14 protein-coding genes and 1 pseudogene are annotated in these 15134 nt (G+C 72.8%); 12 read left to right on the forward strand and 3 right to left on the reverse strand.

Translation table 11 applies throughout. The annotated features are described in order from the left end of the window. Window positions 1–18 precede the first annotated feature (18 nt). From ABIA33_RS00340 to ABIA33_RS00370, 7 genes are all read left to right on the forward strand, one after another. A complete protein-coding gene (locus tag ABIA33_RS00340; protein WP_370075596.1) occupies window positions 19–1842 on the forward strand; it encodes a phosphatidylglycerol lysyltransferase domain-containing protein in 1824 nt (607 codons plus the stop codon). A gap of 98 nt (window positions 1843–1940) precedes the next feature. Then, window positions 1941–2831 carry a dihydropteroate synthase gene (gene folP, locus ABIA33_RS00345; RefSeq protein ID WP_370075598.1) on the forward strand — a complete coding sequence of 297 codons (891 nt, stop codon included), beginning with the start codon at window positions 1941–1943 and terminating at the stop codon, window positions 2829–2831. Next, a complete protein-coding gene (locus ABIA33_RS00350; RefSeq protein WP_370075600.1) occupies window positions 2828–3301 on the forward strand; it encodes a nuclear transport factor 2 family protein in 474 nt (157 codons plus the stop codon). Before folP ends, ABIA33_RS00350 begins: the two co-directional genes overlap by 4 nt. A gap of 232 nt (window positions 3302–3533) precedes the next feature. After that, window positions 3534–3893 carry a dihydroneopterin aldolase gene (folB, locus tag ABIA33_RS00355; protein ID WP_370076212.1) on the forward strand — a complete coding sequence of 120 codons (360 nt, stop codon included), beginning with the start codon at window positions 3534–3536 and terminating at the stop codon, window positions 3891–3893. After that, window positions 3890–4477 carry a 2-amino-4-hydroxy-6-hydroxymethyldihydropteridine diphosphokinase gene (gene folK, locus ABIA33_RS00360; RefSeq protein ID WP_370075602.1) on the forward strand — a complete coding sequence of 196 codons (588 nt, stop codon included), beginning with the start codon at window positions 3890–3892 and terminating at the stop codon, window positions 4475–4477. Before folB ends, folK begins: the two co-directional genes overlap by 4 nt. A 161-nt stretch (window positions 4478–4638) precedes the next feature. Next, a complete protein-coding gene (locus tag ABIA33_RS00365) occupies window positions 4639–5136 on the forward strand; it encodes a DUF3180 domain-containing protein (RefSeq protein ID WP_370075604.1) in 498 nt (165 codons plus the stop codon). A 121-nt stretch (window positions 5137–5257) separates the two neighbouring features. Beyond that, entirely contained in the window at window positions 5258–6508 is a 1251-nt protein-coding gene (locus tag ABIA33_RS00370) for a hypothetical protein (RefSeq protein WP_370075606.1), read from the forward strand. A 239-nt stretch (window positions 6509–6747) separates the two neighbouring features. Here ABIA33_RS00370 and ABIA33_RS00375 read toward each other — a convergent pair whose 3' ends face one another. After that, window positions 6748–7902, reverse strand: a complete 1155-nt coding sequence (locus ABIA33_RS00375) for an NADH-quinone oxidoreductase subunit D (RefSeq protein WP_370075608.1) — start codon at window positions 7900–7902, stop codon at window positions 6748–6750. Between the two features lie 61 nt (window positions 7903–7963). Then, complete coding sequence (locus tag ABIA33_RS00380) at window positions 7964–9040, reverse strand: SAM-dependent methyltransferase (protein WP_370075610.1); 1077 nt, start codon at window positions 9038–9040, stop codon at window positions 7964–7966. A gap of 97 nt (window positions 9041–9137) precedes the next feature. Between ABIA33_RS00380 and ABIA33_RS00385 the strand changes: the two are divergent. Then, window positions 9138–10334, forward strand: a pseudogene (locus ABIA33_RS00385) (sensor histidine kinase); the annotation flags it as partial. Between the two features lie 232 nt (window positions 10335–10566). Beyond that, window positions 10567–11241: a response regulator gene (locus ABIA33_RS00390; protein ID WP_370075612.1), complete on the forward strand. Its 675-nt coding sequence runs from the start codon at window positions 10567–10569 to the stop codon at window positions 11239–11241. A 41-nt stretch (window positions 11242–11282) separates the two neighbouring features. Here the strand turns inward: ABIA33_RS00390 and ABIA33_RS00395 are convergent, their stop codons facing one another. After that, window positions 11283–12401, reverse strand: coding sequence for a low specificity L-threonine aldolase (locus ABIA33_RS00395; protein ID WP_370075614.1), 1119 nt, complete (start codon window positions 12399–12401; stop codon window positions 11283–11285). 125 nt (window positions 12402–12526) lie between these two features. On the opposite strand from ABIA33_RS00395, the gene ABIA33_RS00400 reads away from it, so the two are divergent. The 3 genes from ABIA33_RS00400 (at window position 12527) to panC (ending at window position 15114) form a co-directional block, all read left to right on the forward strand. Then, window positions 12527–13216: a lysophospholipid acyltransferase family protein gene (locus ABIA33_RS00400; protein ID WP_370075616.1), complete on the forward strand. Its 690-nt coding sequence runs from the start codon at window positions 12527–12529 to the stop codon at window positions 13214–13216. A gap of 111 nt (window positions 13217–13327) precedes the next feature. Then, window positions 13328–14260, forward strand: a complete 933-nt coding sequence (locus tag ABIA33_RS00405) for a Rossmann-like and DUF2520 domain-containing protein (RefSeq protein ID WP_370075618.1) — start codon at window positions 13328–13330, stop codon at window positions 14258–14260. After that, on the forward strand, window positions 14257–15114 hold the full coding sequence (gene panC, locus ABIA33_RS00410; RefSeq protein ID WP_370075620.1) for a pantoate--beta-alanine ligase: 858 nt from the start codon (window positions 14257–14259) through the stop codon (window positions 15112–15114). Before ABIA33_RS00405 ends, panC begins: the two co-directional genes overlap by 4 nt. The last annotated feature ends 20 nt before the right edge of the window (window positions 15115–15134 follow it).

Here is a 15134-nt window from a genome sequence, read left to right on the forward strand (position 1 = left end):
CCTCTACTCTCTTTACCCATGAGCGATACCCAGGCCACCGAGAGCCCGAACCGCAAGGGCCTGCAACTGCCCAAGGTCTCCTCCCCATGGGTGCCCGCGGTGGTCGGTTACGCCACAGCCCTGGTGGGGCTGGGGGACATCGCCGGTGCGGTCGCCCCGCACTTCAAGGGCAGTGAGGTGCACGAGCTCGCCAGCTTCCTCCCGGGGACCGTCACCACGGTGGCGACCGCCGCCTCGCTGGTCGTCGGCATCCTGCTGATCATGCTGGCGCACGCGCTGCGCCGCAGGAAGCAGCGGGCCTGGAAGGCCGTCGCGGTGCTGCTGCCGGTCGGCGGGCTGCTCGAGGCACTGCGCTGGCACCACACCGGAACGGCGATTGTCACTTTCGTGGTGTTCGTGGTCCTCCTGGTGAACCGCAAGGAGTTCTACGCGCTGTCGGATCCGCGTACCCGCTGGCGGGCGCTGTGGAACTTCGTCGCCATGTCGCTCATCAGTTTTGGTCTCGGACTGATCATCGTCAGTTCGCACGCCAAGACCACGGTGGGTGTGCCCGGTTTCACCGACCGCTTCTGGCAGGTCGCCTGGGGGCTCATCGGCATAGGCGGGCCGATCCACTACACCTCGCCGCGCACCGGCGACCTGGTCTACTACTCGCTCGCCGGCCTCGGGCTGTTCACCCTCGTCAGCACGCTGTGGCTGGCCACCAAGCCGTCCAAGCCGATAGCCGAGCTCAGCCGGGGCGAGGAGGGGCAGGTCCGCGAGCTGCTGGCGAAGCACGGCGCCCGCGACTCGCTGGGCTACTTCGCGCTGCGCCGCGACAAGAGCGTGATCTTCTCGCCCAGCGGCAAGGCAGCCATCGCCTACCGGGTGGTGTCGGGTGTGATGCTCGCCTCAGGCGACCCCATCGGCGACGTCGAGGCATGGCCCGGGGCGATCAAGCGCTTCATGGAGGAGGCCCACCGCTACGCCTGGGTGCCGGCCGTCATGGGCTGCAGCGAGACCGGCGGCGAGGTGTGGACCCGCGAGGCCGGCCTGGACGCCCTGGAGATCGGCGACGAGGCCATCGTCGAGGTCGCCGACTTCACCCTGGAGGGACGCGCGATGCGCAACGTCCGCCAGATGGTCAAGCGGATCGAACGCGCAGGGTACGAGTGCCGGGTGCGGCGGGTGAGCGAGCTCACCGACCTGGAGCTGGCGCAGATCCGGCACGCCGCCGACGCCTGGCGCGGCACCGAGACCGAGCGCGGCTTCTCCATGGCGCTGGGCCGCTTCGGCGATCCGGCCGACGAGGGCTGTGTCGTGGTCACGGCCCACAAGCTGCCGGAGGGCGCGGCGGAGGGCGCCAGCGACATCCGCGCGGTGCTGCACTTCGTGCCGTGGGGCAAGGACGGCATCTCGCTGGAGCTGATGCGCCGTGACCGCGACGCCGACCCGGGCCTCAACGAGCTGCTGATCGTGAAGGCGCTGGAGGCCTGCGGCGAACTCGGCGTCGACCGGGTGTCGCTGAACTTCGCGATGTTCCGCTCGGCGCTGGCCCGCGGCGAGCGGATCGGAGCGGGGCCGGTGCTGCGCGCCTGGCGCGGGCTGCTGGTGTTCCTGTCGCGGTGGTTCCAGATCGAGTCGCTGTACAAGTTCAACGCCAAGTTCCGGCCGATCTGGGAGCCGCGGTTCCTGGTCTACCCGACCGCTCGCGACCTGCCCCGGATCGGGATCTCGGCGCTGCAGGCCGAGGCGTTCATCGTGATGGAGCTGCCGAAGTCCCTGCGGCGGCGTCAGGAACGGCGGGCGGCGGCGGGGCTGGCGCCCGGCACGGGCGGCGGGGCCGTCGCCGAGGTGCGCTGACGACCCCAGGTCGCAAACCGCGCGGTGCCGTAGACACGCGCCGGTGCGGCGGAGGCGGGGTTGGGGGGACGACCGTCGCACCCCCGACAATGTCCTCCATGAACGCGTACAGGAGCCCGCTGCCCGGACTGGACGACTGGGGACGCTGCGGGGTGATGGGGATCGTCAACGTCACCCCGGACTCCTTCTCCGACGGCGGACTGTGGCTCGACCCGGGGACGGCCGTCGCCCACGGCCTCGCCCTGGTCGCCCAGGGCGCCGACATCATCGATGTCGGCGGTGAGTCCACCAGGCCGGGCGCTGTGCGGGTCACCCAGGAGGAGGAACTCCGCCGGGTGCTGCCGGTCGTCCGCGGCCTGGCCGAGGGCGGCGCGCTGGTCAGCGTCGACACCATGCGCGCGGCCGTGGCCGAGGCAGCGGTCGAGGCCGGGGCGCGGATCATCAACGACGTCAGCGGGGGCCGCGCCGACGAAGGAATGGTGGCGGTCGCAGCTCGAACGGGTGTCCCTTTCGTGGTGATGCACTGGCGCGGGCAGTCCGCCGGTATGGATGAGCTGGCCGGCTATGGGGATGTAGTGGGCGAGGTCATCGAGGAAGTGGAGCGCCAGATGGACGCGGTGGTGTCCGGCGGGGTGGATCCCGCCCAGGTGATCGTCGACCCGGGGCTCGGCTTCGCCAAGACCAGGGAGCACGACTGGGCCCTGCTGGCCCGGCTCGACGCCTGGTCCAGGCTCGGGCGGCCGGTCCTGGTCGCGGCCTCGCGCAAGCGGTTCCTCGGCGCCCTGCTGGCCGACCCGGCCACCGGCGAGCTCCGCCCCGCGCGCGCCCGCGACGCCGCGACGGCGGCGGTCTCCGCCCTCGCCGCGGCGCAGGGCGCCTGGGCCGTACGCGTGCACGAGGTCCCCCCGACCGTCGACGCGGTACGGGTCGAGGCCGCGCTGCGCGCGGCCAGGGGTACCACCCTGGGCACCCCTGGGGCGGTCACGTGACCGCCGAGCGGCAGTCCCGGGAGGAGCAGGAGGCGCGCGATGCGGTCGAGGCGGCGAACGCCGCCCTCTACGCGGCGCTGGAGGCCGGTGACCTCGACGCGCTCACCGACGTGTGGGTGTCCGGCGCGGACGCTGACGACGTCAGGGGTGCGATCTGCGTCCACCCCGGCTGGCCGGTGCTCCGCGGCCGCGCCTCGGTGCTCCGCTCCTACGCGCTGATCATGGCCCACACCGAGTACATCCAGTTCTTCCTGACCGACGTGGAGGTGGAGGTCCTCGGCGATGTGGCACTTGTCACCTGCACCGAGAACATCCTTTCCGGTGGCGAGGCCGAGGAGGAGGGTGAACTCGGCCCGCTGGTCGGCGGCAGGGTTGTCGCGACCAACCTGTTCCGGCGCACCGGGGACGGCTGGCGGCTCTGGTCGCACCATGGTTCACCCGTGCTGACCAGCGGCGGTGACGACGAGTGAGCAGGGAAGGAAGCTGCCGGCGGCGCTCTGGGAACCGTCCGCGGAATGCGGCGCCACTGCCGCGATGTTCTCCGGACGGCAGAGGGTTCGAGAGAGCCCAGACGGCCCTGCGTCCGGCGGAGGGTGTCAGTCCGCGGAGGTAGTTTGGATCAGGCAGGCAACGTCGCCTGCCGCGCTCCCGGCTGTCCGGGCACAGTGGGCGGCGACCAGAGAAGTGGGAGTGATTCGATTGCTGGACCGTGTCGCGGTTCGGGGCCTTCGTGCCCGTGGCCACCATGGCGTCTTTCCGCGCGAGCGGGAACAGGGCCAGACCTTCGTGGTGGACGTGGTCCTGGGCGTCGACACCCGTCCCGCCGCCTCCGGCGACGACCTCAGCCGCACCGCCCACTACGGCATCGTCGCCGAGGAGGTTGTCGCGGTGGTGCAGGGCGAGCCGGTCGACCTGATCGAGACTCTGGCGCAGCGCATCGCTGACCAGTGCCTGAAGCACGACGCGGTAGCGGAGGTCGAGGTGACGGTGCACAAACCGGACGCCCCGATCACGGTGCCGTTCGACGACGTGACCATCACCATCGTTCGGAGCCGCGGATGAGCAGCGACCCCACCACCACTCCGGTGTCCCCCCTGGTCGAGCAGCAGGTGGACTCGGCCGACACCACCCTGCACAACCCGCGTCGCGCGGTCGTCGCCCTGGGCAGCAACCTGGGCAACCGCCTGGAGACCCTGCAGGGTGCGGTCGACGCGCTCGAGGACACTCCTGGAGTGCGGGTCAAGGCCGTCTCCGCGGTGTACGAGACCGAGAGCGTCGGCGGTCCCGAGGACCAGCCCGCGTACCTCAACGCCGTGCTGGTGTTGCGCACCACTCTGCCGCCGAGCTCGCTGCTGGAGCGCGCCCATGCCGTCGAGGACGCCTTCGGGCGGGTCCGCGAGGTCCGCTGGGGCGCGCGCACCCTGGATGTGGACATCCTGGCCTACGAGGGCGTCGAGCTCGACGCCCCCGACCTGACGCTGCCGCACCCCCGGGCCCACGAGCGGGCGTTCGTACTCGCCCCCTGGCTGGACGCCGACCCGGAGGCGGAGATCCCCGGTCACGGGTTCGTCGCCGAGCTGCTCGGCAAGGTCGGCGAGGCCGGCGTCCGGCGGCGCGAGGACGTCGCGCTGCACCTGCCGGAATAGCCGACGTCGGCGAGTAGGCTCTGAATTCCGGGGGCGGGTACCGCTTCTGGGCTCTGGGTTCCGAGTTCTGGGTTCCGAGTTCTGGGTTCCGAGTTCTGGGTTGTGGGTCCACGGCTCTGAGTTGTGGGTTCTTGGATGTGGGTTCGTCTGAAGGGGAGATCGTGAAGGCGCTACGTCCTGTCGTGCTCGCCGCGATCACCCTCGTCGCCGGGGTGCTGGCCTGGGCGGGCTCGCAGCTGTGGAACTCCACCGGCTCGCTGCCGGGGGTTCCGGCCGCGGCGCCGATCGTGCTGGGGATCATCGCGGTGGTGCTCACCGCCACGGCGATCTCGCTGCGGTCGCGGTTGCGGGCGCAGCGGGACCGGGTCCCCGATGCGAAGGGCGTCGATCCGCTGTCGGCGGCCCGCGCGGTCGTCCTCGGGCAGGCGAGCGCGCTGGTGTCGGCGCTGGTCACCGGGGTGTACGGCGGCATGGGCGTGTTCCTGCTGAGCCTGTGGGACTCCGTCCCCGCTCGCAAGGGGCAGGCCGTGACCGCGCTCTTCGCGGTCGTCGCGGGTATCGCGGTGATGGCGGCGGGCCTGTGGCTCCAGCACATCTGCCGTCTTCCCGACGATCCGGACGCTCCCCCACCCGTGCGCGCCTCCGTCGACCGTCGCTGAGCGGCGAATCAGGTGACGTTCCGTCACGATTTGTGACTCCAACGTGACCGCCTGGAGCTGTCAAGACCGTCTTTGGGACCTCACCTGACATGGCCGTGCCCGCCACGCTAGATTTCTGGCCATGCCACGTGGTCGCCATCGTCAGTCCTCGCCTCTGAGCAGGCTTCTTCCGCCCACCGCCTGCGGAGTGCTGGCGATCGCCTCGCTCGTCTCCGCAGCCTTCACCGGTGATCCGGTGGTGCTGCGGGTCCTGGTCGTGGCCGCGTCCGTGGGGGCGTTCGCCGGGGCCGTGCTGCTGCGACTGCGGGAGCGCGCGGGTGAGGTCGAGTTGGAGGCCGAGATCTCGGCCCGCGCTCGTGACGAAGCCCGCTTCGAGGATCGCGCCGCGGAACTGGAGTTCCAGGCGGAGGTGGCGGAGGAGCAGGTCAAGCGGCTGGAGCGGAGGCTGCTGGCGCAGCGCAGCCAGATCGCGCGCGCGGAGGGCGAGAACGCCAGGCTGCTGCGCGAGCGAGCGCGGATCGCCGCCGAGCAGGCGCTTCGCGAGGCCGAGGAGGTGCAGCACAAGGAGGCGGCGGCACGCGGAAACCGGCCGACGCCCACGGCGTACCTCAAGGCCGCTGCGGCGCTGCGGGGAATGGAGCGGCGTGCGGCGGTCGGGCAGGCCCAGCGGATCGCGGCCCAGGACCGGGGCATGGCCGGCGCGCGGACCCGCACCCAGGAGCAGACGGCGGAGCGTCAGCAGGCGCCGTCGCCGACCCAGCAGACGCTGCCTCAGCCGGTGCTGCCTGAGTCGGTGCTGCCTCAGTCGGTCCCGTCGGTGAAGGAGCAGCCGGAGGAGTCTCAGCAGGCACAGCCGCTGGTCGCGGAGGCTCCGGTCGTGCTCCGCCGCGCCAGGAAGGCGGCCGCCGCCAAGGCGCCGCTGCAGTCGGCCCCGTCGCCGACCGCTCAGGCGCAGACCGTGGCACAGGGGCCCGCCTGGGCCCGGGCCGCGCTGCCGCCGCTGCGCCCCGCCTCGGCCGTGCCGCCGTCCTCGCTCTCGCGTCAGTCGCGGGACCTGCGGCGGCAGGCTGCGGGCGGCAGCGGGACGTTCAACTTCTTCAGCCGTCAGGAGGCCGCGATCTCGACCGGCCTCGGCCGGCTCGGGGACCTCGCCGACGTGGTGGGTGACGAGGCCGCCGCCGCGCAGGACCGCTACGCCGAGACGCCCGAGCCGAACGAGACGGTCGCCGGCGGCCTCCCCGAGGCGGTCCACGACCGCTCCGACGAGGCTGCGCCGTCCGCCGCCGGGCAGCAGCCGCGGCCCGATTCGGTCGACCTCACCGCCGAGGACGAGACCGAGCCGATCGACGTGCGCGTGCTGCGGGCGCTCTAGGGTCTGTCCGGCCGATCTTCGCGGCTGCGGGCATCAGCGGCTCCGCCGCGGGGCGCACGCCATCTGGTGCGGTGCCTCGCAAGGCGGCGGAGCGCCCTTCGTAGCGGAGCTACCAGGGCGGTGCGCCAACGCGGCGAGGTGCCGTCACGCGGCGGAGCCGCATGGTGTCACTGCGGCGGTGGGCGCCCGCGAAGATCGGCCGGACAGACCCTAGGAGGGTGGCTCGTCCGGCGGCTCGGCTACTTGTCGATGTCGCCGACGACGAAGAACATCGAGCCGAGGATCGCCACCATGTCCGCGACCAGCGTTCCGGGCAGCAGCTCGCCCAGCACCTGGATGTTGTTGTACGAGGCCGAACGCAGCTTCAGCCGCCATGGTGTCTTGTCGCCCCGCGACACCAGGTAGTAGCCGTTGGCGCCGAGCGGGTTCTCGGTCCAGGTGTAGGTGTGGCCCTCCGGGGCCTTCAGCACCTTGGGCAGCCGCAGGTTGATCGGCCCCGGCGGCAGCTCGGTGATCCGGTCCAGGCAGGCGTCGGCCAGGTCGAGGGAGTTGTGCACCTGCGCGAGCAGGCACTCGAACCGGGCCAGGCAGTCGCCCTCCTGCCGGGTCACCACCTGCAGCACCTCGCCGAGATCCCGGTAGGCCAGGTACGGCTCGTCCCGGCGCAGGTCGAAGTCCACGCCGGAGCCGCGCGCGACCGGGCCGGTCACTCCGTAGGCGTGCACGAGCTCGGGGGCGAGCACGCCGACGCCCCGGGTGCGGGCCCGGAAGATGTCGTTGCCGAGCACGAGGTTGTCGAAGACGTCCATCCGGCCCCGGATCGCCGCTACCGCCGCGCGCACCCGCCCGTACCAGCCGGCCGGCAGGTCCTCCTTGAGACCGCCGACGCGGTTGAACATGTAGTGCATCCGCCCGCCAGAGGCTTCCTCCATCACGGCCTGGAGCTGCTCGCGCTCGTAGAAGGCATGGAAGATCGGGGTGATCCCGCCCAGCTCCAGGGGGTACGAGCCGAGGAACATCAGGTGGTTGAGCACCCGGTTCAGCTCGGCCAGGAGGGTCCGCGTCCAGGTGGCCCGCTCGGGTACCTCCATGCCGAGCATCCGTTCGACGCCGAGCACCACCCCGAGCTCGCTGGAGAAGGCGGAGAGCCAGTCGTGACGGTTGGCCAGCACGATGATCTGACGGTAGTCGCGGGCCTCGAAGAGCTTCTCGGCTCCTCGGTGCATATAGCCGACCACCGGGTCGGCGGCAGTGATCAGCTCGCCGTCCAGGTTCAGCCTGAGACGCAGCACGCCGTGGGTGGAGGGGTGCTGCGGCCCGATGTTCAGCACCATGTCGCTGGTGCCGAGCTCGGTCGCCGCCCCGGCGCCGATCCCGACCGTCGTCTCCCGCACTCCGCCACCTCGCACTCCGCCACCTCGCACTCCGCCACCTCGCGTACTGCCGCCCCGCGCACTACTCGTCATGAGGCAAGAGTCTGCCATCCCCGTCGCGCCGCAGGTCGAGCCATGGTCCGGGGAGGGGCATGCCGACGGACTGCAGGCCCCAGGCGAACGACCCCAGCCCGCCGGAGGCGGTCAGCTCCGCCGCCTCTCCCGCCGCCGCGAGGGCGCGCAGATAGCCGGCCGGGTCGCTGGAGGCCAGCGCGAGCGGCGGCCTGCTGCCGCGGACGCCGAGCAGCCGCAGGGCGTCGCGCTGCGTTGTCCACAGGCTGTGGACAACGTTCTCCGGGGCGGCCAGGCAGGAGTCCAGTGCGAGGTGAGAGGTGAGATCACAGCTGCCGTCCGGCACCGGACGCACCTCGCGCCCCCGCCGGAACGCGGCCAGGCTCCCGAACGGCGGGCGGGCGTCCGCGGTGTGGGCGTAGTCCACGGCCACCGCGACGCCCCGCCCGAGCGAGCCGACGGCGCCGGCCCATGCCAGGTCACGTGGCAGCCCGATCTCCGCCCGCAGGCCCTCGTCGGCGTCGGCCAGCGGCCACCACCGTGCCAGCCACGTCGCTTCAGCACCCCCGACCGGCTCGCCGAGCCGCTCCTCGCCCGTCGTCCGGTCCACCAGCACCAGCCGTGCCACCCCCTCGGCATCCGCCTCGGCGATGTCCACCGGCACGTTGTCCAGCCACTCGTTCGCGAACAGCACCCCGTGTGCGGAGGGCTCGATCCGGTCGCCCCAGCCGACCCACGCCGGCAGCCCCTCGGGCCGGGCCGCCTTCTCCACCGCCCGCAGCACCAGCCGCCGCGCCAGCTCCGGCACCTCGGCACGCGCGCGGGAGCCCAGCGCCGCCAGCAGTTCCCCGCGGCCCGCGCCCACGTCGGTGACCACCAGCTCCGCCGGACGGCCCAGCCCCTCGTCCACCTGCCGCACCAGCTCCAGCAGGGCACCCGCGAACAGCCCCGACGCCTGCGGCGAGGCGTGCACGGACGTCCGGAAGTGCCCGGCCGGCCCCTCGGGTCCGAGAAAGAAGCCAGCCGGACCGTACAGGGCCCGCTCCGTCGCCACCCGCCAGCCCGTCCACACCTGTTCGCTGCTCACAGCTGCACCATAAGGGGGAGACTCCGACCTGCGGAGGACGGCCAACTCAGTCCGGCGGGTGACCCAGCACCGCTCACGCCTGCCTAGGCTGGTAACTGTGCAACTCCTCTACAGCTGGTTCCGCAGACACCCCACCGTGGCCGACACCGTGTGGGCTGTCCTGCTGTTCGTGCTGTGTCTCCCGGAGATCGCCGGCCAGGCCTTCCACGGCCACCGGCCGCTGTCGCTCATCGCGATCGCACTGACGCTGTGCACCCTGGTGGCCGTTCGCCGCCTCAAGCCCGACCTCACCGTCACGCTGGGCGTCCTCGTCGGTCTCGGGCAGGTGGCCCTGCGCTGGGGGCCGAGCACGGCCGACCTGGCGCTGCTCGTCCTCGCCTACACCGGAGCCGCCTTCGCGACCGTGTGGACCTCGCGGCTCGCCCTCCTCGCGGGGTTCGCCGCAGGACCGCTGACCTGGCTCCGGCTCGTCAAGCACAACGACTCCGGGCCCCACGGGATCTGGGCCAACACCTTCCTGAGCCTGGTCTTCTCGACGCCCTTCCTCCTCAGCTGGGTCCTCGGCCGGCTCACCCGGATCCGGCGCGCCTACTACGTCGAGCTGGAGGACCGCGCCGCCCGTCTGGAGCGGGAGCGGGACGCCCAGTCGAAGATCGCTGTGGCGGCGGAGCGCGCCCGGATCGCCCGCGAGCTGCACGACGTGGTCGCCCACAACGTGTCGGTGATGATCGTTCAGGCCGACGGCGCGTCCTACGTCATGGACAACTCGCCCGAGCAGGCGAAGCAGGCGCTGGCCACGATCGCCGGTACCGGCCGCCAGGCGCTGGAGGAGATGCGCCGGCTGCTCGGGCTGCTCCGCTCCGCAGACACCGCCGGCGAGTACGTCCCCCAGCCGGGGGTGGAACAGCTCCCGGATCTGCTGGACCAGGTCCGCAGCGCCGGGTTGCCGGTGGCGTTCAGCGTCGAGGGCGAGCCGCGCGAGCTGCCGCGCGGAGTGGAGCTGACGGCGTATCGGATCGTCCAGGAGGCGCTGACCAACGCGCGCAAGCACGGCGGGCCCAGGACCAGCGCGACCGTCCGGATCCGCTTCGACGACCGCGGCCTGGACATGCTGATCGAGGACAACGGGCGCGGCGCCACAGCCGAGCTCGCCCGCGACGGCGGCGAGGACGGCTTTGGACACGGCCTGATCGGGATGCGGGAACGCGTCGGCATGGTCGGCGGCACGCTCGACGCCGGCCCACGCCGGGGCGGCGGCTTCCGCATCAGCGCGGTGCTGCCGCTCAACCCGTCCCGCCGGCCGACCGCCGGCGGTTCCGCCGGGCCGGCCGCGCCCCCCGCCGCCCCGTCTGCCGCCGCCCCGTCTGCCGCCGCGCCGCCTCCCGCCGCGCCCCCCGCCGCCGCCCCGCCCGCCGCCGCGCCATCCGCCGCCGCCCCGCCCGCCCCGCCCGCCGCCGCTCCGGTCACCCCGTTCGGCCCCGCCGCTCCCGTCACCAAGTGACTCCCGCGCCCCTAAGGACACCCCCATGCCGATCCGCGTGATGCTCGTCGACGACCAGGAGCTGCTGCGTACCGGCTTCCGGATGGTGCTCCAGTCACAGCAGGACATCGAGATCGTCGCGGAGGCGGGCGACGGGCTCCAGGCGCTGGAGGTCCTCGCCCGCACTGAGGTCGACGTGATCCTCATGGACGTCCGGATGCCCCGGATGGACGGCGTCGAGGCCACCCGACGCATCTGCGAGGACGCAGAGTCGGGCCCCCGGGTGCTCATCCTCACCACGTTCGACCTGGACGAGTACGCCTTCGCCGCGCTCAAGGCCGGTGCCAGCGGCTTCCTGCTCAAGGACGTCCCGCCGGCCGAGCTCGTCGCCGCGATCCGCGCGGTCTGCGGCGGCGACGCGGTCGTCGCCCCGACCACGACCCGCCGCATGATCGACCGCTTCGCCACCGTCCTGCCCAGCTCGCTGCCACCGACCGACACCCCGGAGCTGGCCCGGCTCACCGACCGCGAACGCGAGGTGCTGCTGCTGATCGCCCAGGGACTGTCCAACGGCGAGATCGCCGCCGGGCTCGCCCTCTCCGAGGCGACGGTGAAGACCCACGTCGGACGCATCCTCACCAAGCTCCAGCTGCGCGACCGGGTCCAGGCCGTCGTCCTCGCCTACGAGACCGGACTGGTCCGCGCCGGCGGCGTGCTCTGAGACGGCGCGCACCCCAGCGGGCGTCGCCTGTTGACGCAGGCTCAGTTCACCCGGGCCAGGAAGTCCTCGACGCCTGCCCGCACCTCGTCCGCAGACCACTCCAGGGCCGGACCCGCCACTGTCAGCTCGGTGTAGGAGACCCCGGGCAGGCCCGGCTCGCGCCACATCCCGAACACCGACCGTTTGGTCTCCTCGGCGAGCCGAACCCCGGCGTCGTTCAACGCGTCCGCCGCGAACGGCAGCCACACCTGGAACTGGTGCGTGTGCGGCGGCTCCGGAAACACCCGCGCTCCCGGGACGCCCGCCGTGGCGTCAGCGATCGCCGACGCCACCAGCCTCGCGTGCGCGACGTAGCCGGCCAGCCGCGGCAGTTCCTGGTCGATCCCCGCCAACGCGCTCAGGGCAGCCGGCCACTGCTGGTACAGCTGCCCGCCGTAGCGGTGCCGCCAGGTCCGCGCCTGCTCGACGAACTGCTCGGGTCCGGCCAGGGCCGCGCCGCTGACCCCGCCCAGGGTCTTGTAGAACGAGACATAGACCGAGTCGGCCAGCCCGGCGATCTCCGGCAGCGACCGGCCGAAGTGCGGCACCGTCTCCCACAGCCGCGCCCCGTCGAAGTGCACCACGGCGTCGCGCGCCCGCGCCGCCGCGACGGTCGCCTCCAGCTCGTCCCAGCCCGGCAGCACGAAGCCCGCGTCCCGCAGCGGCAGCTCCAGCATCAGCGTGCCGAAGTGCTCGCCGAAGTCCTCGATCTCCGCCGCCGAGGCGATCCGCCGCTCCGTCGTCGGCCAGACGCTGCGCAGGCCGCTGAGCTGCGCGTACGCAAAACGCTCATGGACCTCCGGATGGGCCAGCGGGTGCATCGCCACGGTCGGGTTGGCGGTCCGCTCGGCCCAGCAGCGCAGCGCGACCTGCTGCGCCATCGTCCCGGTCGGGAAGAACGCCGCCGCTTCCATGCCGAGCAGTCCGGCGACCCGCTCCTCCAGCGCGGTGACCACGCCGTTCCCGTACACGTCGGTACGCTCGTCCAGATCGTACGAACCCTCCGCGAGCTCGGCGATGCGCTCGCGCAGCGTCGCCGGTCGCGTCCCCGACAGCACCCGCTCGCACCCGCGCAGCGCCTCGAAGCGTCGCTGTGCCGGGTCTTTCGTCTCTTCAGCCATGCGCTGATCATCTCCCACCGCCGCCGGATGGGGCTCCCCAGAACGTCCCCGATGTCATACGATCCGGCAGCCGGTCCATCCTGTACGAGGACGGGTGAAACGGTGCAGAAGGTCCCGGAGGGCACGTGTTCGCAGTAGTCGCCAGGTCGGTGCTGGCCCCGCTGGCCCGGCTGGTCTACCGGCCGGTCGTCGAGGGGCGCGAGAACGTGCCCAGGCGGGGCCCGGTGATCCTCGCCAGCAACCACCTGTCGTTCATCGACAGCGTCGTCATCCCGCTGGTGGCGCCCCGACCGGTGGCCTTCCTCGCCAAGGCGGAGTACTTCACCGGCACCGGACTCAAGGGACGGCTGAGCCGCGCCTTCTTCAGCGCCATAGACGCGGTCGCGGTCGAGCGCGGTACCCACCGCGCGGCCCAGGCGTCGCTGGACGCCGCCCTCGGAGTCCTGAACGAAGGGCGGGCCTTCGGGATCTACCCCGAGGGCACTCGCTCGCTCGACGGCCGCCTGTACCGCGGCCGTACCGGCGTGGCCTGGCTGGCACTGACCTCGGGTGCGCTGGTGGTCCCGGTCGCCCTCGCGGGCACTGAGCAGATCCAGCCCGTCGGCAGCCGGCTCCCGCGCGTCCGCCGGATCACCGTGCGCTTCGGCGAGCCGCTGGACTTCAGCGACCGCGCCGCAGCCCTCGCCGGCGGCACCGCCGCCTCGGGCCCGGTCCGCCGCGCCGTCACGGACGAGATCATGGACGCCATCCATGCCCTCTCCGACCAGACCCGCGCCGCCGCGTACAACGAGCCCCCCAAGTCCGCCGCCGCCTAGGCCGGTCGGGGACCGGTCGCCGGTCGGGCCGAGGGTGCGACGCCGCCACCGTAGGATGGGGCGGTACGTCCGGTACCCACGAGGACTGGAACGGAAGAAGGTGTGTTCAGGGTGAGTGCAGACGATCCCGGTCTGCTGAGCTTCGGTGATCCCCGTGACCCCGGCAACCGGCCCGCACGGCTGACCGTCGGTGTGGTCGGGACGGGCCGGGTGGGTCCGGCCATGGGGGCCGCGCTGCAGCTGGCCGGGCACCGCGTGGTCGCGGCATCGGGCGTTTCCGCAGCCTCGCGCCGCCGCGCCGAGACACTGCTGCCGGGTGTGCGGCTGGTGACACCGCCGCAGGTGATGGCCGCCGCCGACCTGGTGCTGCTGACCGTCCCGGACGACGCGCTGCCGGAACTGGTCGCGGGTCTGGCGGCGACGGGCGCGGTGCGGCCCGGCCAGATACTGGTCCACACCTCTGGCGCGCACGGTGTGTCGGTACTCGAACCCGCTACTCGCGCCGGCGCGCTGCCGCTGGCGCTGCACCCCGCGATGACCTTCACCGGTACCAGCGTCGACGTCGCCCGGCTCGCGGGCTGCCCGTTCGGGGTGACCTCGCCGGAGGAGCTGCGGCCGGTCGCCGAGGCGCTGGTCGTGGAGATGGGCGGTGAGCCCGAGTGGGTGCCCGAGGCCGTCCGGCCGCTCTACCACACGGCCCTCGCCCACGGCTCGAACCACCTGGTGACGCTGGTGGCGCAGGCGATGGAGATCCTCACCGACGCCGGTGTCGCGGAACCGGGCCGGATGCTGGGCCCGCTGCTGGGCGCGGCCCTGGACAACGCCCTGCGCAGCGGTGACGCCGCGCTCACCGGACCGGTCGCCAGGGGCGACGCCGGGACCGTGCGGGCGCATGTGGCGCAACTGCGGGCGACCTCGCCCCAGCTGCTGGACAGCTACCGGGCGATGGCGCGGGCCACCGCGGACCGGGCGCTCGCCAACGGAATGCTGAAGCCGGAATCGGCGGAGGCGCTGCTCGACGTACTGGCGGAGGAGGGGCAGTGACGGCGTCGCTGGTGCGGACGGCGGGGGAGCTCGCTGGACTGGACGCTGGACGGAGCGGTGGCCGCAGCGAGCGCGCCGTGGTGATGACCATGGGCGCGCTGCACGCCGGCCATGCCGCGCTGGTGCGGGCCGCGCGGGAGCGGGTCGGGGCGGCGGGCACGGTCGTGGTGACCGTTTTCGTCAACCCGCTGCAGTTCGGCGCGGGCGAAGACCTGGACCGCTATCCGCGCACCCTGGACGCCGACCGCGAGCTCGCCGAGGCGGCCGGCGCGAGCGTCGTCTTCGCGCCGTCCGTGGACGAGGTGTACCCCGGCGGCCAGCCCCAGGTGCGGCTGTCGGCCGGACCGATGGGGGAGCGCTACGAGGGGGCGTCCCGCCCCGGGCACTTCGACGGGATGCTCACCGTCGTCGCCAAGCTGCTCCACCTCACCGCGCCCGACGTGGCCTTCTACGGCGAGAAGGACGGCCAGCAGCTCGCGCTGATCCGGCGGATGGTAGCCGACCTCAACTTCCCCGTGAAGATCGTCGGTGTGCCGACGGTCCGCGAGGCGGACGGGCTGGCGCTGTCCAGCCGCAACCGGTACCTGTCGGCGGCCGACCGGGTGGAGGCGCTGGCGCTCTCCCGGGCACTGTTCGCCGGACGGGACGCCGTCGCGGGGGGACCCTCGGCAGTGCGCAAGGCGGCGGGCGAGGTGCTGGCGGAGGCCGGAACCGCGCTCGACTACCTCGGACTCGTCGACCCCGCCGACTTCACCGAGATCGACCGGGAGGACTTCCGGGGCGAGGCCGTGCTCGCCCTCGCCGCGAAGGTCGGCACGACCCGGCTGATCGACAACGTACGGCTGTGCTTCTGACGTTCCGACGTTCCCGAGAC

Origin of the sequence: Streptacidiphilus sp. MAP12-16 (assembly GCF_041262165.1) — a bacterium.
Classification (GTDB): domain Bacteria; phylum Actinomycetota; class Actinomycetes; order Streptomycetales; family Streptomycetaceae; genus Streptacidiphilus.

Coding starts and splice junctions, on each gene's coding strand:
- ABIA33_RS00340 (WP_370075596.1), top strand. CDS start 19: ATGAGCGATACCCAGGCCACCGAGAGCCCGAACCGCAAGGGCCTGCAA.
- folP (WP_370075598.1), top strand. CDS start 1,941: ATGAACGCGTACAGGAGCCCGCTGCCCGGACTGGACGACTGGGGACGC.
- folK (WP_370075602.1), top strand. CDS start 3,890: ATGAGCAGCGACCCCACCACCACTCCGGTGTCCCCCCTGGTCGAGCAG.
- ABIA33_RS00370 (WP_370075606.1), top strand. CDS start 5,258: ATGCCACGTGGTCGCCATCGTCAGTCCTCGCCTCTGAGCAGGCTTCTT.
- ABIA33_RS00390 (WP_370075612.1), top strand. CDS start 10,567: ATGCCGATCCGCGTGATGCTCGTCGACGACCAGGAGCTGCTGCGTACC.
- ABIA33_RS00395 (WP_370075614.1), bottom strand. CDS start 12,401: ATGGCTGAAGAGACGAAAGACCCGGCACAGCGACGCTTCGAGGCGCTG.